Annotated in this window: 18 protein-coding genes; 9 read left to right on the top strand and 9 right to left on the bottom strand. The window is 66.3% G+C overall.

All coding sequences use genetic code 11. The features are described 5' to 3' along the window. Positions 1-393: 393 nt before the first annotated feature. From LWC34_RS24190 to LWC34_RS24165, 6 genes are all read left to right on the top strand, one after another. On the top strand, positions 394-1542 hold the full coding sequence (locus LWC34_RS24190; protein ID WP_233727431.1) for a BMP family lipoprotein: 1149 nt from the start codon (positions 394-396) through the stop codon (positions 1540-1542). A 99-nt stretch (positions 1543-1641) separates the two neighbouring features. Beyond that, positions 1642-3165 carry an ABC transporter ATP-binding protein gene (locus tag LWC34_RS24185; protein ID WP_233727430.1) on the top strand — a complete coding sequence of 508 codons (1524 nt, stop codon included), beginning with the start codon at positions 1642-1644 and terminating at the stop codon, positions 3163-3165. Next, complete coding sequence (locus LWC34_RS24180; RefSeq protein ID WP_233727429.1) at positions 3162-4277, top strand: ABC transporter permease; 1116 nt, start codon at positions 3162-3164, stop codon at positions 4275-4277. The genes LWC34_RS24185 and LWC34_RS24180 overlap by 4 nt, the downstream gene beginning before the upstream one ends. Beyond that, positions 4277-5554, top strand: a complete 1278-nt coding sequence (locus LWC34_RS24175; protein WP_233727428.1) for an ABC transporter permease — start codon at positions 4277-4279, stop codon at positions 5552-5554. Before LWC34_RS24180 ends, LWC34_RS24175 begins: the two co-directional genes overlap by 1 nt. Before the next feature lie 14 nt (positions 5555-5568). Beyond that, positions 5569-5940: a cytidine deaminase gene (locus LWC34_RS24170; protein WP_233728859.1), complete on the top strand. Its 372-nt coding sequence runs from the start codon at positions 5569-5571 to the stop codon at positions 5938-5940. Between the two features lie 185 nt (positions 5941-6125). Then, positions 6126-6473, top strand: coding sequence for a hypothetical protein (locus tag LWC34_RS24165; RefSeq protein ID WP_233727427.1), 348 nt, complete (start codon positions 6126-6128; stop codon positions 6471-6473). On the opposite strand, the gene LWC34_RS24160 is transcribed toward LWC34_RS24165, so the two are convergent. After that, positions 6470-9430, bottom strand: coding sequence for an NACHT domain-containing protein (locus tag LWC34_RS24160; protein ID WP_233727426.1), 2961 nt, complete (start codon positions 9428-9430; stop codon positions 6470-6472). The genes LWC34_RS24165 and LWC34_RS24160 overlap by 4 nt on opposite strands. Positions 9431-9514: 84 nt before the next feature. On the opposite strand from LWC34_RS24160, the gene LWC34_RS24155 reads away from it, so the two are divergent. Then, positions 9515-10792, top strand: coding sequence for a thymidine phosphorylase (locus LWC34_RS24155; RefSeq protein ID WP_233727425.1), 1278 nt, complete (start codon positions 9515-9517; stop codon positions 10790-10792). An 80-nt stretch (positions 10793-10872) separates the two neighbouring features. Here the strand turns inward: LWC34_RS24155 and LWC34_RS24150 are convergent, their stop codons facing one another. Beyond that, a complete protein-coding gene (locus LWC34_RS24150; protein ID WP_235729914.1) occupies positions 10873-12171 on the bottom strand; it encodes a hypothetical protein in 1299 nt (432 codons plus the stop codon). 252 nt (positions 12172-12423) lie between these two features. Between LWC34_RS24150 and LWC34_RS24145 the strand changes: the two genes are divergently transcribed. Then, entirely contained in the window at positions 12424-13533 is a 1110-nt protein-coding gene (locus LWC34_RS24145; protein WP_233727423.1) for an adenosine deaminase, read from the top strand. Positions 13534-13590: 57 nt separating this feature from the next. Here LWC34_RS24145 and LWC34_RS24140 read toward each other — a convergent pair whose 3' ends face one another. The 5 genes from LWC34_RS24140 to LWC34_RS24120 form a co-directional block, all read right to left on the bottom strand. Further along, a complete protein-coding gene (locus LWC34_RS24140) occupies positions 13591-14835 on the bottom strand; it encodes a SatS C-terminal domain-containing protein (protein ID WP_233727422.1) in 1245 nt (414 codons plus the stop codon). A 100-nt stretch (positions 14836-14935) separates the two neighbouring features. After that, on the bottom strand, positions 14936-15406 hold the full coding sequence (locus LWC34_RS24135) for a YbaB/EbfC family nucleoid-associated protein (protein ID WP_233727421.1): 471 nt from the start codon (positions 15404-15406) through the stop codon (positions 14936-14938). Continuing rightward, positions 15403-15801, bottom strand: coding sequence for a YbaB/EbfC family nucleoid-associated protein (locus LWC34_RS24130; RefSeq protein ID WP_233727420.1), 399 nt, complete (start codon positions 15799-15801; stop codon positions 15403-15405). Before LWC34_RS24130 ends, LWC34_RS24135 begins: the two co-directional genes overlap by 4 nt. Positions 15802-15810: 9 nt before the next feature. Continuing rightward, complete coding sequence (locus LWC34_RS24125; protein WP_233727419.1) at positions 15811-16332, bottom strand: AAA family ATPase; 522 nt, start codon at positions 16330-16332, stop codon at positions 15811-15813. Between the two features lie 109 nt (positions 16333-16441). Beyond that, a complete protein-coding gene (locus LWC34_RS24120) occupies positions 16442-16837 on the bottom strand; it encodes a winged helix-turn-helix transcriptional regulator (RefSeq protein WP_233727418.1) in 396 nt (131 codons plus the stop codon). Between LWC34_RS24120 and LWC34_RS24115 the strand changes: the two genes are divergently transcribed. Continuing rightward, positions 16838-17194, top strand: coding sequence for a YybH family protein (locus LWC34_RS24115; protein WP_233727417.1), 357 nt, complete (start codon positions 16838-16840; stop codon positions 17192-17194). Here the strand turns inward: LWC34_RS24115 and LWC34_RS24110 are convergent. Both LWC34_RS24110 and LWC34_RS24105 read right to left on the bottom strand, forming a co-directional pair. After that, the gene (locus LWC34_RS24110) at positions 17176-18339 is read right to left on the bottom strand and encodes a C40 family peptidase (protein WP_233727416.1); all 1164 of its coding nucleotides are present in this window, start codon (positions 18337-18339) and stop codon (positions 17176-17178) included. The two genes, LWC34_RS24115 and LWC34_RS24110, sit on opposite strands and share 19 nt — an antisense overlap. Beyond that, entirely contained in the window at positions 18339-18665 is a 327-nt protein-coding gene (locus LWC34_RS24105) for a type VII secretion target (RefSeq protein ID WP_233727415.1), read from the bottom strand. Before LWC34_RS24105 ends, LWC34_RS24110 begins: the two co-directional genes overlap by 1 nt. Positions 18666-18689 lie beyond the last annotated feature (24 nt).

Below are 18689 nucleotides of genomic sequence, written 5' to 3'. Positions count from 1 at the left end.
CCCGTACCTGGCCCAACCAGCGGATGCCGTCTGTGACACACCAAACACGGCGGTGTCCGCGGCGACTGAGCGCCGCCGCAGCCCACTCGCCCCTCTGACGTGCGCAAGCTCGTCGAGAATTCTCTGCCGACATCGTGTTGGTAGTCCGTGGCTATCGGCAGACGGTTATTCGAAAGCCAAGGCGCGTGCGAGAAGCAGCGGAGCCGGTGAACGACGGGTAACCGCGGGCCGGTTGATCACCCTGCGTGTCCAGGTGCGGTCGCCAGCGACATCACCGGCAAACGATTAGGTTACGCCCTGCCGGTGGTGTACGGACCTGGTCAGCAGGGCAGGTACGGTCCACCAATTCGCAAGTTCCCGGCGAAGAGGCCGGGGTTCGGAGGGAGACACGTCGTGCGTCGATCGCGCGTTACCACGTTGGCGGCCGTCGCCCTGACCGGTGCTCTCGCACTGGCCGGCTGCGCCAAGGACACCGGAGGCGGGTCAACCTCACCCGCCGGTGGCGGCAACCAAGCGGAGAGCTGCAAGAAGAACCCGGTGCCTGCCGCTTCCGGCACGGGCGGCGCCACCAGTGGTACCACCGGCCCCAAGGTGGACGCCAGTGCGTTGAAGGTCGGCCTTGCCTACGACATCGGCGGGCGTGGCGACGCGTCGTTCAACGACTCCGCCGCCGCCGGTCTCGACAAGGCCAAGACGGACATGGGTCTCAAGGAGACCAAGGAGCTGACCGCCGCGCCGAACGAGCCGGAGGACGCCAAGCAGAGCCGTCTTCGCCAGCTCGCCCAGGAGGGCTTCAACCCGATCATCGCGGTCGGTTTCGCGTACGCCAAGTCGGTGCAGGCGGTGGCCGCGCAGTTCCCGAACACGAAGTTCGCCGTCGTCGACGACGACACCGTGACGCTGCCGAACGTGACCGGCCTTGTCTTCGCCGAGGAGCAGGGTTCGTTCCTGGTCGGCGTCGCCGCGGTCTACAAGAGCAAGAGCTGCCGCGTCGGCTTCGTCGGCGGCGTGAACGTGCCACTGATCCAGAAGTTCCAGGCGGGCTTCGAGCAGGGCGTGAAGGCCGCGTCGAACGACGCCAACGTCGCCGCGGAGTACATCACCCCGGCCGGTGACTTCACCGGTTTCCAGGACCCGGCCAAGGGCAACGTGGTCGCCAACGGCGAGATCAGCCGTGGCGCCGACGTGATCTACCAGGCCGCGGGCGCCTCGGGTAAGGGTGTCTTCGAGGCAGCGAAGTCCAAGAACGTGCTGGCCATCGGCGTCGACTCGGACCAGTACAACCAGAAGACGGTCGAGAACTCCCGTGACGTGATCATCACCTCGATGCTCAAGCGGGTCGACGTCGCGGTGTACGACTACGTCCGCGCGGTCGCCGGCAACACGCTGAGCACGCTGCCCAAGCGGTTCGACCTGAAGGCCGACGGCGTCGGCTACGCCACATCCGGCGGCAAGATCGACGACATCAAGGCCATCTTGGACGCGTACAAGCAGCAGATCATCGACGGCAAGATCACGGTTTCGGACAAGCCATCCAGCTAACACGATGGACTAAAGGCTGAATATCCCTCGTGAGTGGTTATCCGGGTTAGAACCCTGATAACCACTCACGAGGGTTTTCTGGGTTTCCGGGAGGCGAAGATGGCTGACGACCTGGCCGTTGAGCTGGTGGGGATCACCAAACGATTCCCCGGGGTGGTCGCCAACAGCGATATCCACCTGCGAGTACGCACCAGTGAGGTGCACGCGGTCTGCGGCGAGAACGGCGCGGGCAAGTCGACCCTGATGAAGATCCTCTACGGCATGCTGCAGCCGGACGAGGGCACCATCAAGGTGAACGGCGAGCCGGTGCGGTTCAAAAACCCGTCGGACGCCATCAAAGTCGGCGTCGGCATGGTGCACCAGCACTTTATGCTCGCTGACAACCTGAGCGTGCTCGAGAACATCGTGCTCGGCGCGGAAGGCCTGTACGGCATCGGCGCGAAGGCCCGTAAGAAGGTCGCCGAACTGGCCAAGCGAACGGGCCTGAACGCCGATTTGGACGTGGCGCTGGAGTACCTCGGTGTGGCCGACCGCCAGCGGGTCGAGATCGTCAAGGTCCTTTACCGGGGCGCGAAGATCGTGATCCTGGACGAGCCGACCGCGGTCCTCGTGCCGCAGGAGGTCGACGACCTTTTCGAGACCGTGCGGCAGATGCGCGACGACGGGTTCACGTTCATCTTCATCTCGCACAAGCTCGACGAGGTGCGCGCGATCGCCGACTCGATCACGGTGATCCGCCGCGGCACCACGGTCGGCACCGCGGACCCGAAAACGACCAGTTCACGGCAGCTGGCCGAGATGATGGTCGGCAGCGAACTGCCCAGCCCGGAAACGCGCGAATCGACCGTGACGGATACGGCTGTGCTGTCGGTTTCCGGTTTGCGCCTGTCCGAACCCGGCTCGGCGCGTGCCGTGCTCGACGACATCGACCTGGTCGTGCATTCCGGTGAGGTGCTCGGCATCGCCGGTGTCGAAGGCAACGGCCAGACCGAACTGGTCGAGACGATCATGGGGATGCGCAAGGGCACCGGCGGCACGATCAGCCTTGGTGGCAAGGACATCACCAAGCTGGGCACGCTGGCCCGTCGCGAAGCTGGGATCGGCTACATCGCCGAAGACCGGACAAGGCACGGTTTGCTGCTGACACAACCGTTGTGGGCCAACCGGATGCTCGGCTACCAGACCCGTGAGCCTGTCTCAAAGGGACAGTGGCTGGACATCGCCGGGGCCAAAAAGGACACTCAGCGCATCGTCGACGAGTACGACGTGCGCACGCCGGGGATCGACGTCGCCGCGGCCGCGCTTTCCGGTGGTAACCAACAGAAACTGGTCGTCGGCCGGGAGCTGTCCGGTGATCCGAAGCTGCTCATCGCGTCACACCCGACGCGTGGTGTCGACGTCGGTGCGCAGGCGCTGATCTGGGAACACATCCGCCAGGCCCGCTCGGCCGGTCTCGCGGTGCTGCTGATCTCGGCCGACCTCGACGAGCTGATCGGCCTGTCGGACCGGATCGTGGTCATGCTGCGCGGCCGTCTGGTGTCCGAAGAGGACCCGTCGACGGTCACCGCTGAGGATCTTGGCTGTGCGATGACCGGCTCCGCGCCGAGGGAGGCCACCAAGTGAAGACCACCCTTCGTGCCAAGCTCCTGCCGCCGGCACTGGCGATCGTGTTCTCGGTGCTGCTGTGCACGATCGCTTTGCTGATCTCGGGCGACAACCCGCTTGAGGCGTTCGGCGCGATGATCGGCCAGCTGTTCCGTGGCACGACCGCGGTCGACACGCTCAACAGCGGCGCGGTGTACTACCTGGCAGGCTTGGCGGTCGCGATCGGCTTCCAGATGAACCTGTTCAACATCGGTGTCGAGGGCCAGTACCGGTTCGCCGCGGTGGTGGCGGCGATCGTCGGTGGCGGGATCGCGTTGCCGCCCGGCATCCACACCCTGGTGATCATCATCGTCGCGATCGTGGCCGGTGCGCTCTACGCGCTGGTCCCGGCGTTGCTGAAGGTCTACCGCGGGGTGTCCGAGGTGATCTCGACGATCATGTTGAACGCCATCGCGATCGGCCTGATCGCCTACCTGGTGAGCACGGACGCCTTCGGTGTCCAGGTAGGAAACAACATCGGCACCGAGCCGATCCCGGAGTCCGGCTGGATGCCAGGAATCCCGTTCGGCGACAACGGAACCCTGTTCGGCTTCGTGTTCGTCGCGGCACTCGTCGGCTACGGCTACTGGGTCCTGCTCAACCGAACCCGCTTCGGCTTCGAGCTCAAAGCAAGCGGTGAGTCGCCGACCGCGGCGACGGCGGGTGGCGTCGACGCCCGCAAGATGATCCTGACGGCAATGCTGTTGTCCGGCGGTGTCGCCGGGTTGACGGCGCTGCCGGAACTGCTCGGCCGGGACCACGAGTACCTGCAGACTTCGCCTGCGGGCTACGGGTTCGCGGGTATCGCGGTCGCACTCCTGGGCCGTAACCACCCAGGCGGTATCGCATTGGGTGCGGTGCTGTGGGCGTTCCTCGACAAGTCCGCGGTGTCGCTGGACAACGTGGGCGTGCCGCAGGAGATCACGACGATCATGCAGGGAGCCATCGTGCTGTCCGTGGTCATCGCGTACGAGATCGTGCGCCGGGTCGAGCTCGCGGCTGAGCAACGCCGTGTCGGCCGTCAACTCGGCCGGGATACCAGCGACGCCTCGGATAGCACTGCAGCCGGCTCTTCGACGGGAGGTGCCTGATGGCCGCCGGTATCGCGGACAGCCCGGTCGCCGGGCCTGTGCACGTCGCCGAACCACCGAAGCGACGCAAGCTGCCCGGCTGGTTGATGGGCGTGCTGTGGGCGGTCGGTGCGATCGCTGTGCTGTCAACGGCTTCGTACCTGACCGGCAACGTGGACCTGACCTCATCAACCACAACCCAGACCGCTCTGCGGCTGGCGTTGCCGATCCTGTTGGCCGCCCTCGGCGGTCTGTGGGCGGAGCGCGCGGGTGTCGTGAACATCGGTCTCGAGGGCATGATGATTCTCGGAACCTGGGGCGCCGCATGGGGTTCGTACTACGGTGGCGTCTGGGTCGGCCTGCTGGTGGCGATCCTGTTCGGCGCGGTCGGTGGATTGCTGCACGCGATCGCGACCGTGACGTTCGGCGTGAACCACATTGTTTCGGGTGTGGCGATCAACCTCCTGGGCCTCGGTGTGACGAAGTACTTGGCGCACCTGGTCTTCCAGCCGCTGTCGGGCAACCCGCGGCAGTCGCCGGTGGTGCCGAAGTTCGACACCTACTCGGCAACCGGGATCACGAACTGGTTGGCAGGGTTGGAAAGCGAACAGCGGGCGGTGATCTCGGACGTCGCTGGCATCCTGCGTGGCCTGATGACCCAGGTGGCGCCGCTGACGATGATCGCGATCCTGCTGGTGCCGATCAGCTACATCCTGTTGTGGCGCACGAGGTTCGGCCTGCGCCTGCGGTCCTGTGGCGAGAACCCGGTGGCCGCGGAATCGTTGGGCGTCAACGTCTACGCCTTCAAATACACGGCAGTGCTGATCTCCGGCGGCCTCGCGGGAATGGGCGGCGCGTCGCTGGTGCTGCTGAAGGACGGCGCGGACTATCTGGAAAACCAGACCAACGGCCGCGGTTACATCGGCCTGGCGGCAATGATCTTCGGCAACTGGCGCCCAGGTGGACTGCTGGGCGGCTCGGCCCTGTTCGGCTACACGGACGGTCTGCAACTGTCCGGCCGTGGACCCGCCGTGCTTGCGTTGCTGTACGCGGCGGTGCTCCTGCTCGTAGTCGTGGTCGTCGTACAACTGTGGCGCCGCAAGTGGTTCGCCGCGGGCTCGGCTGTTCTGGCCGCAGGTCTGTTGTACGCGATCTACTACTCGGTGGACGAGTTGCCACGTGACCTGACTCCGTACGCGCCGCACTTCGTGACGCTGATTGTGCTCGCGGTCGCGTCGCAACGGCTGCGGATGCCGCAGGCTGACGGGTTCATCTATCGCCGAGGACAGGGTTCGTGACGCCTGATTGGGACATGCTCAGGGCGGCGGCTGTCACGGCCGCCGCCCAGGCCTATTGCCCGTATTCCGGCTTGCAGGTCGGCGCGTCCGCTCTGGTTTCGGACGGCCGCGTGGTGACAGGCTGCAATGTCGAGAACGCTTCGTACGGCTTGGGTTTGTGTGCCGAGTGCACGATGGCCGGGCAGCTGCGTCTGACCGGCGGCGGCCGGTTCGTGGCTGTGGCCTGCCGTAGCGGCACAGGGGAATTGCTGATGCCATGCGGACGTTGCCGCCAGATCATCTACGAATTCGGCGGCCCAGACTGCCTTTTGGACACGCCACGCGGGATTTTGCCGATGAGCGAAGTACTCCCGGACGCCTTCGGCCCGGAACACCTGCCCGCCTAAGTGGTCGGCGGTACGGCCTGCGGTGGGCAGGTGGTTTCGCCGCACACCTCGGTGTCTGCGGTCCGAAGTCCACGCCACTCCAATAGACCGGATACCAGCTGAAGACCCGACCGTCGCGGTCCTTGTTGACGCCGAAGCTGGCCGTGTAAGCGCTGCCGCTTTCCAGCTGGCCGGTGAGATGCAGGATGACCGGCGGGAATCCTGGCTTGCCGTACTCGATGCCGACGATCTTCGGTGGCGCTGGCCCTGGCTGCCAGCCGATGCTTTCGTACCACTGCACCGTGCGCCGGCAATTGTCCGGGAATTCCGCGATCTCCCGGCAGAACTCGTCGAACCTCTTGTTCTCAGCCAAATGGACCGCTCGGTTGAACAGGACCTCGGCTTCTGCCAGGTCGACCACAGGTTCGGGTTCTGGCCGCATCGCGTCGAGCTCGATCACGGTCACCACCACCGCGGAGGCGACGATCCCGGTGATTGCAGCCCATAAGACCCGGTTAGCCACTCCGACCACCCCCGGCCGAGAGTACCGCTAGCCAGCGAGAATGGAAGTCCGTCCGCTCGCCGGCATGGTCTCGGCCTCCCAGCAACGCCGGAAAACGTTGTTGCTCCTGCGGTCCCATCGATTCGCGGTCCACGCGGCCAGCCCACAGACCGCGAGCAAGGCGACCAGGCCGATGAGAATCGGCAGGGACAGCCAATGGATGAGGGTCGACACGGCGAACACCACCGTCACCACAGTGCAGACGAACCCGGTGATGATCGCGGTACCGAACCAGAACTCGCTCACCGGGCTGAGGAAATTGGCGCCCGCGATCGCCAGAACCAAACCTATTCCGGCGAACAAGCCGATGCTGAGCCAGCCGGGTCCGAAGGCGAGACTCCCGTCGAGGGTCAGCACGGCACGCAGCAGCCCCAGAACTGCCAGACCGGCGCCGAACGTCCCCCATGCGAGGCGCAAGGACAACCAGAGCCGTCCAGTGTCCCGTCGCCGGGTGCGGATCGTCAGCCAGTCGGCTTGCCGAGTGATCGGCCGGACAGCGTTGTCGTGGAACCTCTCACTCACTACGGTCGTGATGACCATTGCTCTGACCGGCCACCTGAGCATGCCGAGCAACCGTTCGAGGACAGGATTGAGCTCAGCGGCCGTGAAGACCAGCGACTGCAGCCGGAGCGCCGCGTCGGACGGATGGGCCGCCGCGTTGGCGAAGGCCGACGCGATGTCGCTGCCCAGCTCGCCGGTACTCCAGCGTTTGGGCCACACCTGGTTGAGCGCCTTCGAGATCGACTTGCGGGCAGCCGGATCCGGCTCGGCCTCTTTGAAGTCGTGATCACACCAGAGGATGGCCAGCGGGATGCCGATCCGCGAGTCGATCACGGTCATCTCCGGCGGGATGTCCTTCTGGCCTGTCGTGTTCACCAGGTGGGCGATCCGGCCGGCGATCAGGACGAGCGGGTCGTCCTTGTCCGTGGCGAACGGTTTCCACACCCATTCCAGCGTGGGCTGCGAACCGGTTGACCGCGTGTCCCGCAGGACCTGCTCGACGTCCGGATTGCGGATCAGATCGGCGAGACACCACGCGGCTCGTTTCGCGACCGGTGCGTCGCCTGACCACAGTAGACCGGCGAGCGCCTTCGCCGCGGCTGGTGTGCCGATGACTCGCAGATCGTCGACCGCCCAGCGGCGGCCTTCCGCCGCGCGTGCCGTGAGCACGGGGAGCGCGAGCTCACCCATGTCGCGCAACGAGGTTCGGGCGACGCGATCACGTTTCGCTAGCTTGGCCAACGCCTCCGCGGCTTCGATCCGGCCGGATGCCGACAATGCCTGCATCGCCAGGGCCTTGGCCGGTGACTCGGCCTTGAGCGCGGTGTCTTTGAGAAGTTCCAGTACTTGGTAGCCGCGTGGTCTCCGGTCGGCCGCGACCGCGCCGAACGCGGTGACGATGGCCTCGCGGTCCGGCCCTGGCAGCGCGAGTTCGGCGTGGAACGTAGCGATGATCTCGTCGGCGAACTCGCTGTCGATCCTTCTGGCCTCGGAAAGACATTCCAGGGCAAGGATCTTGTGATGCGCCCCGGCCGCGGCGAAGATCGTCCTGACCAGTTCCGTGCAGTCACGCGAGGTTGAACCGCACCACAGCTTCACGGTTTCGCGCCATGCCAACGGGTCGGCGGCGTAGCGGTCAAGCAACCGCTGCGGATCGTCGGCCAGTTCGACGGCTGTCAGATATTCCTGCAACGTGGTGTGCCGGAACTGGTACTGGGAACGGCGCCGGTCGAGCGGGAACAGCAACTGGCTGCGGTCGACGATCTCGGTGAGCAGCGGTTTGATCTGTTCGGGGGCGAGGTTGAGCTCGGCGAGCATCTCCTGGGTGAGGGCGCGCAGCCGCCCGTCGGTGATCGTCCGCCTTGCGGCGTCGTCTCCGCCGGTGGATTCCTGCATGCTCAGCGCGGCGCGTTGGAGCACGGCCAGTTTCTCGGCGACGTCGAAGGCCTCGATCTGGCCGGACCTGTTCAGATCGGCGTCGCGTCTGAGCAAATGGGTGATGGCCTGCTCGTAGAACGCGGACCGCGACGTCGGCAATGTGCGCCGTGCCCTGCTGAAAACCTTGGCGTGCAGGTAGACGATCATGGAGAGCAGCAACGGGCTGCGCGCGAGCCCCATCAGCGCCGGATTCTTGTGCAGGGCCTGGAACAACTCGGCTGCGGCGGTGCTGTCGATATCCGTGGAGTTGCCGAGGAACTGCAGGATGGCCGCGTCGTCGAACTTGGCGACTGAGACCTTGTGGCCGAACCGGGTGTCGAGCTGACCCTGGTACACCACGTCCCGGCAGGTCACGATCATCTGGCAGTCCCGGTAGCGTTCGGCGAAGTCGTGCAACGCGCGGACCACTCGGTCGTGATCGTCCCTGCCGACCTCGTCAAGTCCGTCGAAAAGCAGCGACAACCGGCCGGTGACCAACGATTTGGCGGCCAGTGCCCGATCGCGGTCGGCCCGGCGCCGCCGGTTGGGCAGGCACCGGCCGATCGCGTCCGAGACCAGATCGATCAGCTCGGCCGCCGAGGAGTTGCAGCGGTGCAGCTCGACCAGGACCGGCACCTTCCTAGTCGGCTCTCGTGCCCACGTCAGCATGGCGTTCTTGAGCAGCATCGACTTTCCCGCGCCGGCCGGGCCGACCACCACCGACCTCAGCTCGTTGCGGATGTTCTGGTAGAGGTCTGTGCGTTCACCATGCTGCTCGGACTGCAGCGGAACGTAGACCTTGGTGATGTCCGCGATCGTGTCGTCGGCGAAGCCTGCGCGGTGCCGCCGGAACTCCGTGGTGATCGACTTGCGGTAGCGGGTGATCTGCAGCCGGGTGAACCCCGTCGATTTCGGCCGGACGGCGGACCGCTTGATCAACTCGCCGAAGTAGATCTTCATGACCCACAACAGGATCGCGAGCACCAGCACGCCGATCCCCAGCGGTGCCAGCCAACTCCAGACGGCTCCCATGTCGCCACGATCGATCATGTGACCGCGCCCGTTATCGGGTCAGCACACATTCACCCGTGAGGCCTAAACACTTAGGGTGGTCGTATGAGCCGAGAACGACTGTCCGCTGTGGACGTGATCCGAACCAAGCGGGATGGTCACCGCCTGTCCGACGACCAGATCGACTGGGTGGTGGACGCGTACACCCGCGGTGTCGTCGCCGACGAGCAGATGTCCGCGCTCGCGATGGCGATCTTCCTCAACGGGATGGACACCGCCGAGGCCGCGCGGCTGACCCAGGCGATGATCGACTCCGGTGACCGGCTCGACCTCAAGGTCGACCGGCCGACCGTGGACAAGCATTCGACCGGTGGGGTCGGTGACAAGATCACGCTTCCGTTGGCGCCCTTGGTCGCCGCGTGTGGCGCGGCCGTCCCGCAGCTTTCCGGACGTGGGCTTGGCCACACCGGTGGCACGCTCGACAAGCTGGAATCGATCCCGGGATGGCGTGCTCAGCTGTCCACCGACGAAATCACCAGGCAGTTGGCCGACGTTGGCGCCGTTGTCTGCGCGGCGACCGAAGGGTTGGCGCCAGCGGACAAGAAGCTTTACGCGCTCAGGGATGTCACTTCGACCGTCGAGTCCATCCCGCTCATCGCGAGTTCGATCATGAGTAAGAAGATCGCCGAGGGCGCCGAGGCGCTCGTGCTCGACGTCAAGGTCGGGTCCGGCGCGTTCATGAAGAACCTCGACGACGCCCGCGCGTTGGCTGAAGCCCTTGTGGGGATTGGCAAGCAGCACGGCCGGAAGGTCACCGCTCTGCTCACCGACATGTCAGTTCCGCTCGGCCGGACGATCGGTAACTCCGTTGAAGTTGAGGAGTCCGTTGAAGTTCTGCGTGGCGGTGGGCCGCAGGACATCATCGATCTCACGGTCACGCTGGCCAGGGAAATGCTTGCTCTGGCAGGGATCGATACAGATCCGGTCGAGGTGCTGGCCAGCGGTGGGGCGTACGAAACGTGGTGCCGCATGATCAGCGCTCAGGGCGGTGACCCGGAGGCCGCGCTACCCAAGGCGAAACACGTTCACGTTGTTACGGCTGAGGAATCCGGCACCTTGGCAACCCTCGACGCATACGGCGTCGGTGTCGCGGCTTGGCGCTTGGGCGCGGGCCGGGCGCGTAAGGAGGACGCCGTGCAGCACGCTGCTGGCGTCATATGCCACGCGAAGCCCGGCGACCGGGTCTCAGCGGGAGATCCGCTCCTGGAGCTGCGTACGGACACGCCAGACGCCGTTGCGGCCGCACTGGAATCCCTGCAAGGCGCCTACACCATCGGCGACCCGTCCCCCGAGCACAAGCTGCTCATCGACACGGTCCGCTGAACACACAGCTCAGCCCTCGTGAGTGGAAATGCCGGTTCTAACCGGCAAAACCACTCACGAGGGCTGAGCTGGGGTTTTGCTTAGTTGTCGTCGCCGCTGTCGGCTTCTTCGAGCTCTTCGATGCGCGGCTTCTCGCCGTTGACCTTCTTGCTGCCGCGCGCACGACGCTGCTGGCGGGGCAGGGTTGACGGCGGTGCCGCGGGCATCGCCGGGCCGCCGCCCATCATCAGCTCGGCGAACGTGGCCATGGCCTCGTCGAGGTGACCGCCGATACGACGCTCGGTCTCCTCGTTGCTCTTCTTCACGAGCGAGGTGACCACAGTGGTGTCCGGCTGCGCCGCCAGGGTGCCCTGGACCTTCGTCAGGCTCTGCTCAAGCGTGCCGCCGAGCTCGCCGAGGCGTGCCGCGAAGCCGTCCTCGACGGTGTCCAGCCTGGTTGCCATGTCGTCCAAGCGGCCGAGCGCCTGCTCCAGACGCTGCGCGAGGGCTTCGAGCCGGTCGCTGGCGTCCATCGTCTCCTTGGTCTCGTCCAGCGCGGCGTTGAGCGCGTTGCGGGCTTCGTCCAGGGAGTGCGTGATGCCTTCACGGGTGTCGCCGAGCGAGCCGACCAGCGCCTCACGCGAGTCCGACACCGCCGATGTGACCGAGTCGCGGGAGTCCGCGACGGCGGACGCGATCGTGTCGTGCGCGTCGGAGACGGCCGCTGCGAGCTTCTCGCGGGAGTCGGCGACCGCGGAGCTGATCGAGTCGCGCGTCGAGTTGAGGTTGTCGCGCGCCTCGTCGAGCTTGCCCACGAGGCCGTCGTTGACCTCGGTGACGTGCCGGTGCAGCGAGTCCTTGGTGCCGTCGAGGTGCTCGTGCACGCCCTCGTCGACCTCGTCCAGACGGCCGCGCAGTGCGGTTTCGAGCGTGTCGATGCGCTCCTTGACCGGCACGTGGACCTGGCCGGGCAGGGTGTCGATCCGGGCGTCCTGCTTGTCGAGGTGCCCGTCGAGGGAGTCGATCCGCCGGTGGATGTTCGCCAGCTTGTCCTCGAGACCGTCCATCCGGCCGACGACGCCCTCCATCTTGCCAACGACGCCGTCAAGGCGGCCGTCGAGCTGCGCGAAGGGAGTTGCCAGCTTGTCGACGATCGATTCGACCGCACGCGCAAGGCTGGCGATGGCCGTGTCCTGGGCCTCGAGTTTCGCCATCGCCTCGTCCAGGCGCTCGGCGATCACGCCGACCTCGGTGCGGTCCGGGAGCTCGGACAGTCGCTTGCGCACCGAACCGAGCGAGTCCAGCGGGCTCAGCCGCGCGTGGATCTCGTCCAGTGCGTCGAACACCTGCTGCTGTTCGCTCTCACGGATCTCGGCCGCGCGCGTCAGCATGTTGCGCATCCGGTCGAACGACACCGTGGCGTTGTTGTTCTCGTTCACGGAGGTGACCTTCGTCCTGGGGAGGGGAGACGCTGGGAGCCTAGCCAGTCCCAAAACGCGTCCATACACCACCCGTTAGTTTCGTGTTAGTTGATCTCGGTCGATTACGCCGTTCAGCGGTAATGCGCCGTTGCGGCCGATGACCGAGTGGACACAGTACGTGGGCACGGTTGGACACGATCGGGTGACGGCAGGGGCGGGTAACGTACATGCATGTCGAACCCGAACCCGGTTACCCACGAGGCGATCCGGCGTGCCCCCAAAGTGTTGCTGCACGATCATCTCGACGGCGGCCTGCGACCTCGCACGGTGATCGAACTTGCCGACGCCTCAGGCTATGTCGATCTTCCCACAACCGACGAGGCCGAGCTCGGCCAGTGGTTCACCGAGGCGGCGAACGCGGGCACGCTCGAGCGTTACCTGGAGACTTTCGCGCACACCTGCGGGGTTATGCAGAGTGAGGACGCACTCGTTCGGGTGGCCTCCGAATGTGCGCAAGACCTGGCGGACGACGGAGTGGTCTACGCGGAAGTCCGCTACGCCCCAGAGCTCTTCACGGAGAAAGGCCTGAGCCTCGACCAGATCGTGCAAGCGGTCGAAGCGGGCTTCCGCGAGGGCGAGAAAGCGACCGGCGGCAAGATCAGGATCGGCACGCTGCTGTGCGCGATGCGCCAGAACGCTCGCTCAGCGGAAATCGCGGAGCTGGCCGTGCGCTACCGCGACCACGGCGTGGTCGGGTTCGACATCGCCGGGCCGGAAGCAGGCTTCCCACCCACCCGTAACCTCGACGCGTTCGAATACCTGCGCCAGCAGAACGCGCACTTCACCATCCACGCGGGTGAGTCCTTCGGCCTGCCGTCGATCTGGGAAGCGATCCAGCACTGCGGCGCCGAGCGCCTCGGGCACGGAGTCCGGATCATGGACGACATCAAGATCGACCCGGACGGAACGGCGCATCTGGGCAGGCTGGCCAGCTACGTGCGCGACCGCCGGATCCCACTGGAAATGTGCCCGTCATCGAACATTCAGACAGGAGCAGCGAACTCGATCGCCGAACACCCGATCGGCCTGCTGACGAAGTTGCGGTTCCGCGTGACAGTGAACACAGACAACCGGTTGATGAGCGGCTGCACGGTGTCCAGCGAGATGGCCGCGCTGGTGGATGCTTTCGGCTACGGGTGGGCGGACCTGCGGTGGTTCACGGTCAATGCGATGAAGTCGGCCTTCATCGGGTTCGACGAGCGCCTCGACTTGATCAACAAGGTGATCAAGCCTGGCTACGCGGCCCTGCTGGCCGAAGGCGAGCAGCACCCCTCCGAGTAAAACCCCTCGTGAGTGGTTAGCCGCGTTAGAACGCGTCTAACCACTCACGAGGTCTGATCAGTGGGTTTCCAGGCGGTCCTCGAAAGCGTTGACCAGCTTCTGCCAGGCCTCGACCTCGGCGTCGAACGGAGCGCTGGGCACCAGCCGTGTCGGGTCCGGGCGAAGCACGAACGAGATCAGCCAGCCAAGCGACTCCGACTCCGACAGTGCCTCGCCGACCGAGTCGTCGCCAGCCCACTCCGCGGTGTCGGTCAGCAACTCGACAGCCAGATCCAGCTGCGTCGGGTCGATAGCGTTCGGGCCTTCCTCGATGTCCTCGCCAAGGCCCTGCAGCACGTAGGTGTTGTCTTCTTCGACCTCGATCTCCAGCGAGCCGTCGGTCGCCTTGGTGACGACCTCTTCCCACGTGGAGACCTCGGCGAGGTCGTTGTCGCCGATCTCGCCGGATGCGATGTACCGGCCGAGGGCGCGGGCCGACGGGAAGACGTCGACCTTGCCTTCTTTGCCGAGGAACACCGGTGCGTCGTCGAGGTAGCAGCGCAGCGTGTAGTACTCCGACCCGTCGGTGATGATCTTCACCGGGTCGATGCCGACCTCGCCCCAGAAACCGAGCGGCGCGGGCTCGACGTCCTCATCCGAGTCAGCGTCAGCGTCGGCTTCTTCCTCCTCTGAGGAGTCGTCGTCGGCTTCTTCCGCTTCGGCCTGGAGCTTCTCCAGCTCCTCCGTGGCCACGGCCAGCGCGGGCTCGTCGACGTCAGGTGTCGCGACGACCTCGTCGATCGCGTCGAGCACCTCGTCCCACCGCTCGACGATGGTCTCGGCCAGCTCGGTCCACCTGCGCTCGCCGTCGCGGCCGGTGAAGGCCAGCGTGCCCTGGTCGAGCAGGTCGAAGCCCTCGGCTGCGCCGAGGACGTCGTTCACCGCGTCCAGTTCGCACACGTCCGCGAGCGAGCGCACGATCGCCACGATCCCGGCGAGCTCGTCGAGCGTCCACGTGTCGGGGTCCTGTGCCGCCAGCTCGGGCACGCCCACGAGGTCGTACTGGTGCTCCTCGTCCGGGAGCAACTCTTCAACGGTCAGCTTCGGCACGACCGGCCACGCGGGGTGGTCCGCCAGGTCGTGCTCGTCGACCGTCCTTACGAACGCCGCGAGGTGCGCCGCGTCTGGGAACCCGTACAGGTCGTCCTCGTCACCGAGGAACGCCTCCCAGTCCTCGCCTTCCTCCCGCCAGCGCGGTGCCCAGAGGGTGACCACGTCGCCCTGTGGCAGCCCGAGCTCAATCGGGACGATGTCCTGAGCCATTGGCCCTCCGCCTTCTCCTGCACGATCCCAGACGAACGCGCCGGTGCGATTTCTGGCACACCGGACGCGGGCAGCCTACGGGTTTTGCCAACCCCGTCGATCACCGGTCGCTACGCAGCGACGAAGGATCGAAGGAGTAAATGTCATCATCCTCTTCCTCGGCCACCGGAACGGCCGCCGGAGCCTGCACGGCGGCGGGCGCGCGATCACCGATGACGTCCCAGCCAGCGGCACGTGCCGGCGCGATGCCCATGGCGCCTTCGAGCTGCCTTGCCGCGTCGTCGCCCAGCACAAGGGCCAGTTGGTTGAGGCTGCGCTGGCGCGCGAACTCGGCCGCCTGGTGGGCCGTTGCCATGATCGTTTCCGAAAGCCAGCGCACGCCTCGGTGCATCGCTTCGGGCCGTAGCCGCAGTGACTTCAACTCGCCACTCGCGGTCGTGGTCGCTTCGATCAGACCGTCGGGGTCACGAGCGACGGCGTAGATCGACGCGATATTGCGCTGCAGGTCCTCGCTGGCTCTGCGGCGCAGTTCGGCTTCATGGACGAGTTCGTCGACTGGTGGTTCGGTCACGACAGGACACCGCCGAACTCTTCGTCGTCGCGGTCGCGGGGAAGCGGCTCGTTGGGCATGCCGAGATCGGTCAGGCTCTTGGCCGTGCTCGGGCTCACCACCTGTCGCAGTGACGAGTGCATGCGGCTGTTGGCGATCTTGGTCGCCTGTCCGGCGAGCCGGACGATCTCGCGCGCGACCTCATCGGGATGACGCCCGAGAACCGCGGGATTGATGTCGAGCGCGCGCATCATGCCGCCAGGGCTCACCGACACGCTGATCGCGTTGTCGCCGGACGCGGCCTGGCCGATGATCGGGCCGGTCCGGCCGACCACCGCGGCCACCCGTTCCCCTGTCTCGGCGACATTCCGGCCGAGCCGGTCCAGCTCGTCCTGAACGTGATCCTCATTCCCCACGCGTCGAGTCTATGGCCCGACGCGTTCACTGCGCAGGCAAAGCCTGGTTCTGCGCCCCACAACGGTGATGCTGCGCCAACCACGCGGCGGCCGGGACAGATCGAGGCGCCGCGAGCGGCCCACATGCCGTGCGAAGGAGGCCTTTCGCAGCACGCGGCCGCGTGCGCGTTGCCCAGCCAATGCTTCCTCTGGCGTGGTCTCGACCCAGATGAAGTGCAGTACTCGCCACGTCAGCGTGCCGATGATGACAAGCGTCAGCCGCGTGCCCACGCCTGTCGCCGGATCGTGCACGGCGACCGGCCCTGGCGCGAAGATCGCGGCCAGCGCGATCCGGATGCGGTGGACGATGTGCACGAGCGGGCGGTACCGCGAGTAGGGCGTGCCGCTTGGCAGCCTGCTGGCCAGCCACTCCCGGATCTGGTCGGAATCGACCACGGTGACGCTGGGACCCACATCACGCAGCAGCGTGCTTTTCCCCGCGCCGGGCAGGCCTGCGACGACCACAAGCGACCTGCGCTGCACTGCCATCATGACCTGTTCCATATCTGGAAAAACGACGGTCAATCGTCCCGTTGTTCCGGATTTCACGGATACACAGCGGATAGACAGAAATTAATAGTCCATAAGGGACAGTGTGACGTCAGTCGCCGAGCAGTTCGCTGCCCACCGCGTAAAGCGTGATCAGCAAGGGACGCAAGGCAAATCCGCGCTCAGTCAGCTGGTACGTCGTGCGCGCGGGGAATCCGGTCGCACGGACGCAGGAAGTCAAGCCGCGGGCGGTCAAACCATGCAGCCGGTCGCTGAGAACCTTGGCGGACAACGAAGGCAGCCGTGATCGAAGTTCACTGAACGACAGTGGCCCGTGCATGAGCTCACGGATGACCAAAGTGGTCCAACGACCGGAGATCGCGTCGAGCGCGACCTCGACCGGGCAGCCCGGCGAGGGCCGATTGGTTCGGCCACGGTCGTCGGGCACCAGCGAGGCGTCCCAGGTTTCCGTTTGGTGACCCACGCGAGCTTCGGCTTGGCTCTGCATATGACCAGTGTGCAGCACGCGGCTGACCTGCCGCACGCCTTCGCGAAGGCGTTCGACTCGTTCGATCCGGCGCAAGTCGAGCGCGTCTACGAGCCGGAAAGCCTGCTCGTGCTGGACGCGGGCAAACCGCTGACCGGTGCAGAGCGTGCCAGTGCCAACGCTGAGCTACAGAAACTGGGCAAGCGCATCACGGTCGAACCGCGCCATGTCTATGTCTGCGGCGACATCGCACTGTTGCTTGTGGACTGGAAGATCCCGGATGCCGGAATCTCCGGTACCGCGACGGATGTGGCGCGTCGCGGCCCGGATGGGTGCTGGCGTTACGTGATCGACAATCCTCAGCCGGTCGGCCGGTAGAAACCCATGAACGGCATGCCGATGTTCGACGTCCGGATCGGGTTGATCTGCACCGGGTCACCGGCTTCGATCATCTGTCCGTTGCCGATCACCATGGCCACGTGTCCTTTCCAGACAACGAGGTCACCCGGCAGCAGCTGGCTCTGATCCGGCACGGAGGCGCCGACGGCCTGAGCCGCTGAATGCCGCGGCAGCTCGTGGCCTGCGGCCGCGTACGCCCAGGACGTCAACCCGCTGCAGTCGGTGCCCGATGGCGGGTTCGACGCTCCCCACACGTACGGCGTGCCCAGTGCGCTCAAGGCCTGGCGAACGGCGGCCGCGGCGACCTCGTTCGGAGCCTCGACCGTGGCGCCGCCAGGCAGGTTGATGCCGACACCGCTGCCAGGCTGCGGGGGAGTAGCGACGGGCAGTTGCGGGCCGACGGCCGTGCCGCCGCCACCCCCACCGCCTCCTCCTGCGCCCCCACCGCCGCCGCCTCCTCCACCACCGGAGCCGCCGCCTTGGCGTGAGTCGAGACCGCTACGGCCGTCGGTACCGGCGCTCGCGGTGGACGTGGCGGTGTTGGGCGGGCCCATCGGGCCGCCGAGGCCGCCGACGGCGCCAGCGTCCACCTTGGCCAGTCCGGTCAGCTTGCCCACCAACGGAGTCAGCTCGTCCTTGACGTTCTTCAACGCCTGCGCGGTCTTGGTGGCGTAGTCGTCGGCCTTCGCCTTGGCGTCCGCCGCGGCCTGCCCCCACGCCGCTTCGTTGCCGCTCGCCTTGGCCGCCTCAGCCGCCTGCATGACCGGAGTCGCCCAGCCGACGAACTCGTCGATCAGGCCTTGGATCTTGGTGCGGCCACCGGTCACCGCGGTCGTCGCCGTGCTCGCGACTTGCTGCGCGGCAGTGCAGTTGCTCGCCAAGGTGTTCATCGCGTTGCCGAACGACGCCGACTTGCCCTGGAAGGCGTTGGCCTGTTCGCCGTACCAGCCCTGCATGGTCGTCTTGGCCTGCGACTCCTGACGGCCCTTCATCTCGTTCAACGCGGTCGCGCCGCGCCCGAACGTCTCGCCAGCCCTGCTGCCCGCGCCGGTGTCGCCATCCAGCTTGGCCAGATGCTGCTTCATCGGTTCGACCAGGCTGCCGATGAATCCCGCCGCGCTCATCAGATCTGCTCCGCCCGCCGGATCGACGAAGCGGTCTGTGCCTGCTGGTGCTGGTAGCCGACCAGCGCGTCGCCAACGGCCTTCGCCAGGTCGGCGAGGCCGGTCGACGCGGCCTTCACCCCGTCGAGCTGAGCCTGCGCGGCCTGCTGGAAGGCCGCGTTCAGGCCGACTTCGGCGCCGATCTTGCCGAAGCAGTCGCCAGGCAACGAGGTCACGCCGTTGAGTGTGGCCGTGCCGACGTTGCCGATCTCACCGGCGAGCGCGGTCATCGTGCGCTGGTAGCCCTCGAGCGCCTCAGGCTCGACTTTGAAGCCGCTGTCCGGCATGGTCCCCCCGTTGAGTCTCCTTCG

It is taken from the genome of Kibdelosporangium philippinense, assembly GCF_021390435.2.
Lineage (GTDB): Bacteria > Actinomycetota > Actinomycetes > Mycobacteriales > Pseudonocardiaceae > Kibdelosporangium > Kibdelosporangium philippinense.
The sequence above is the reverse complement of the archived record's forward strand: the minus strand, read 5'-3'. Positions and strand labels throughout refer to the sequence as shown.

Bases quoted from the DNA above. Each gene is read 5' to 3' on its own strand.
- LWC34_RS24185 (WP_233727430.1), top strand. From the start codon at position 1,642: ATGGCTGACGACCTGGCCGTTGAGCTGGTGGGGATCACCAAACGATTC.
- LWC34_RS24175 (WP_233727428.1), top strand. From the start codon at position 4,277: ATGGCCGCCGGTATCGCGGACAGCCCGGTCGCCGGGCCTGTGCACGTC.
- LWC34_RS24170 (WP_233728859.1), top strand. From the start codon at position 5,569: ATGCTCAGGGCGGCGGCTGTCACGGCCGCCGCCCAGGCCTATTGCCCG.
- LWC34_RS24165 (WP_233727427.1), top strand. From the start codon at position 6,126: ATGACCGGCGGGAATCCTGGCTTGCCGTACTCGATGCCGACGATCTTC.
- LWC34_RS24160 (WP_233727426.1), bottom strand. From the start codon at position 9,430: ATGGGAGCCGTCTGGAGTTGGCTGGCACCGCTGGGGATCGGCGTGCTG.
- LWC34_RS24155 (WP_233727425.1), top strand. From the start codon at position 9,515: ATGAGCCGAGAACGACTGTCCGCTGTGGACGTGATCCGAACCAAGCGG.
- LWC34_RS24150 (WP_235729914.1), bottom strand. From the start codon at position 12,171: ATGCGCAACATGCTGACGCGCGCGGCCGAGATCCGTGAGAGCGAACAG.
- LWC34_RS24145 (WP_233727423.1), top strand. From the start codon at position 12,424: ATGTCGAACCCGAACCCGGTTACCCACGAGGCGATCCGGCGTGCCCCC.
- LWC34_RS24140 (WP_233727422.1), bottom strand. From the start codon at position 14,835: ATGGCTCAGGACATCGTCCCGATTGAGCTCGGGCTGCCACAGGGCGAC.
- LWC34_RS24125 (WP_233727419.1), bottom strand. From the start codon at position 16,332: ATGATGGCAGTGCAGCGCAGGTCGCTTGTGGTCGTCGCAGGCCTGCCC.
- LWC34_RS24120 (WP_233727418.1), bottom strand. From the start codon at position 16,837: ATGCAGAGCCAAGCCGAAGCTCGCGTGGGTCACCAAACGGAAACCTGG.
- LWC34_RS24115 (WP_233727417.1), top strand. From the start codon at position 16,838: ATGACCAGTGTGCAGCACGCGGCTGACCTGCCGCACGCCTTCGCGAAG.
- LWC34_RS24110 (WP_233727416.1), bottom strand. From the start codon at position 18,339: ATGAGCGCGGCGGGATTCATCGGCAGCCTGGTCGAACCGATGAAGCAG.
- LWC34_RS24105 (WP_233727415.1), bottom strand. From the start codon at position 18,665: ATGCCGGACAGCGGCTTCAAAGTCGAGCCTGAGGCGCTCGAGGGCTAC.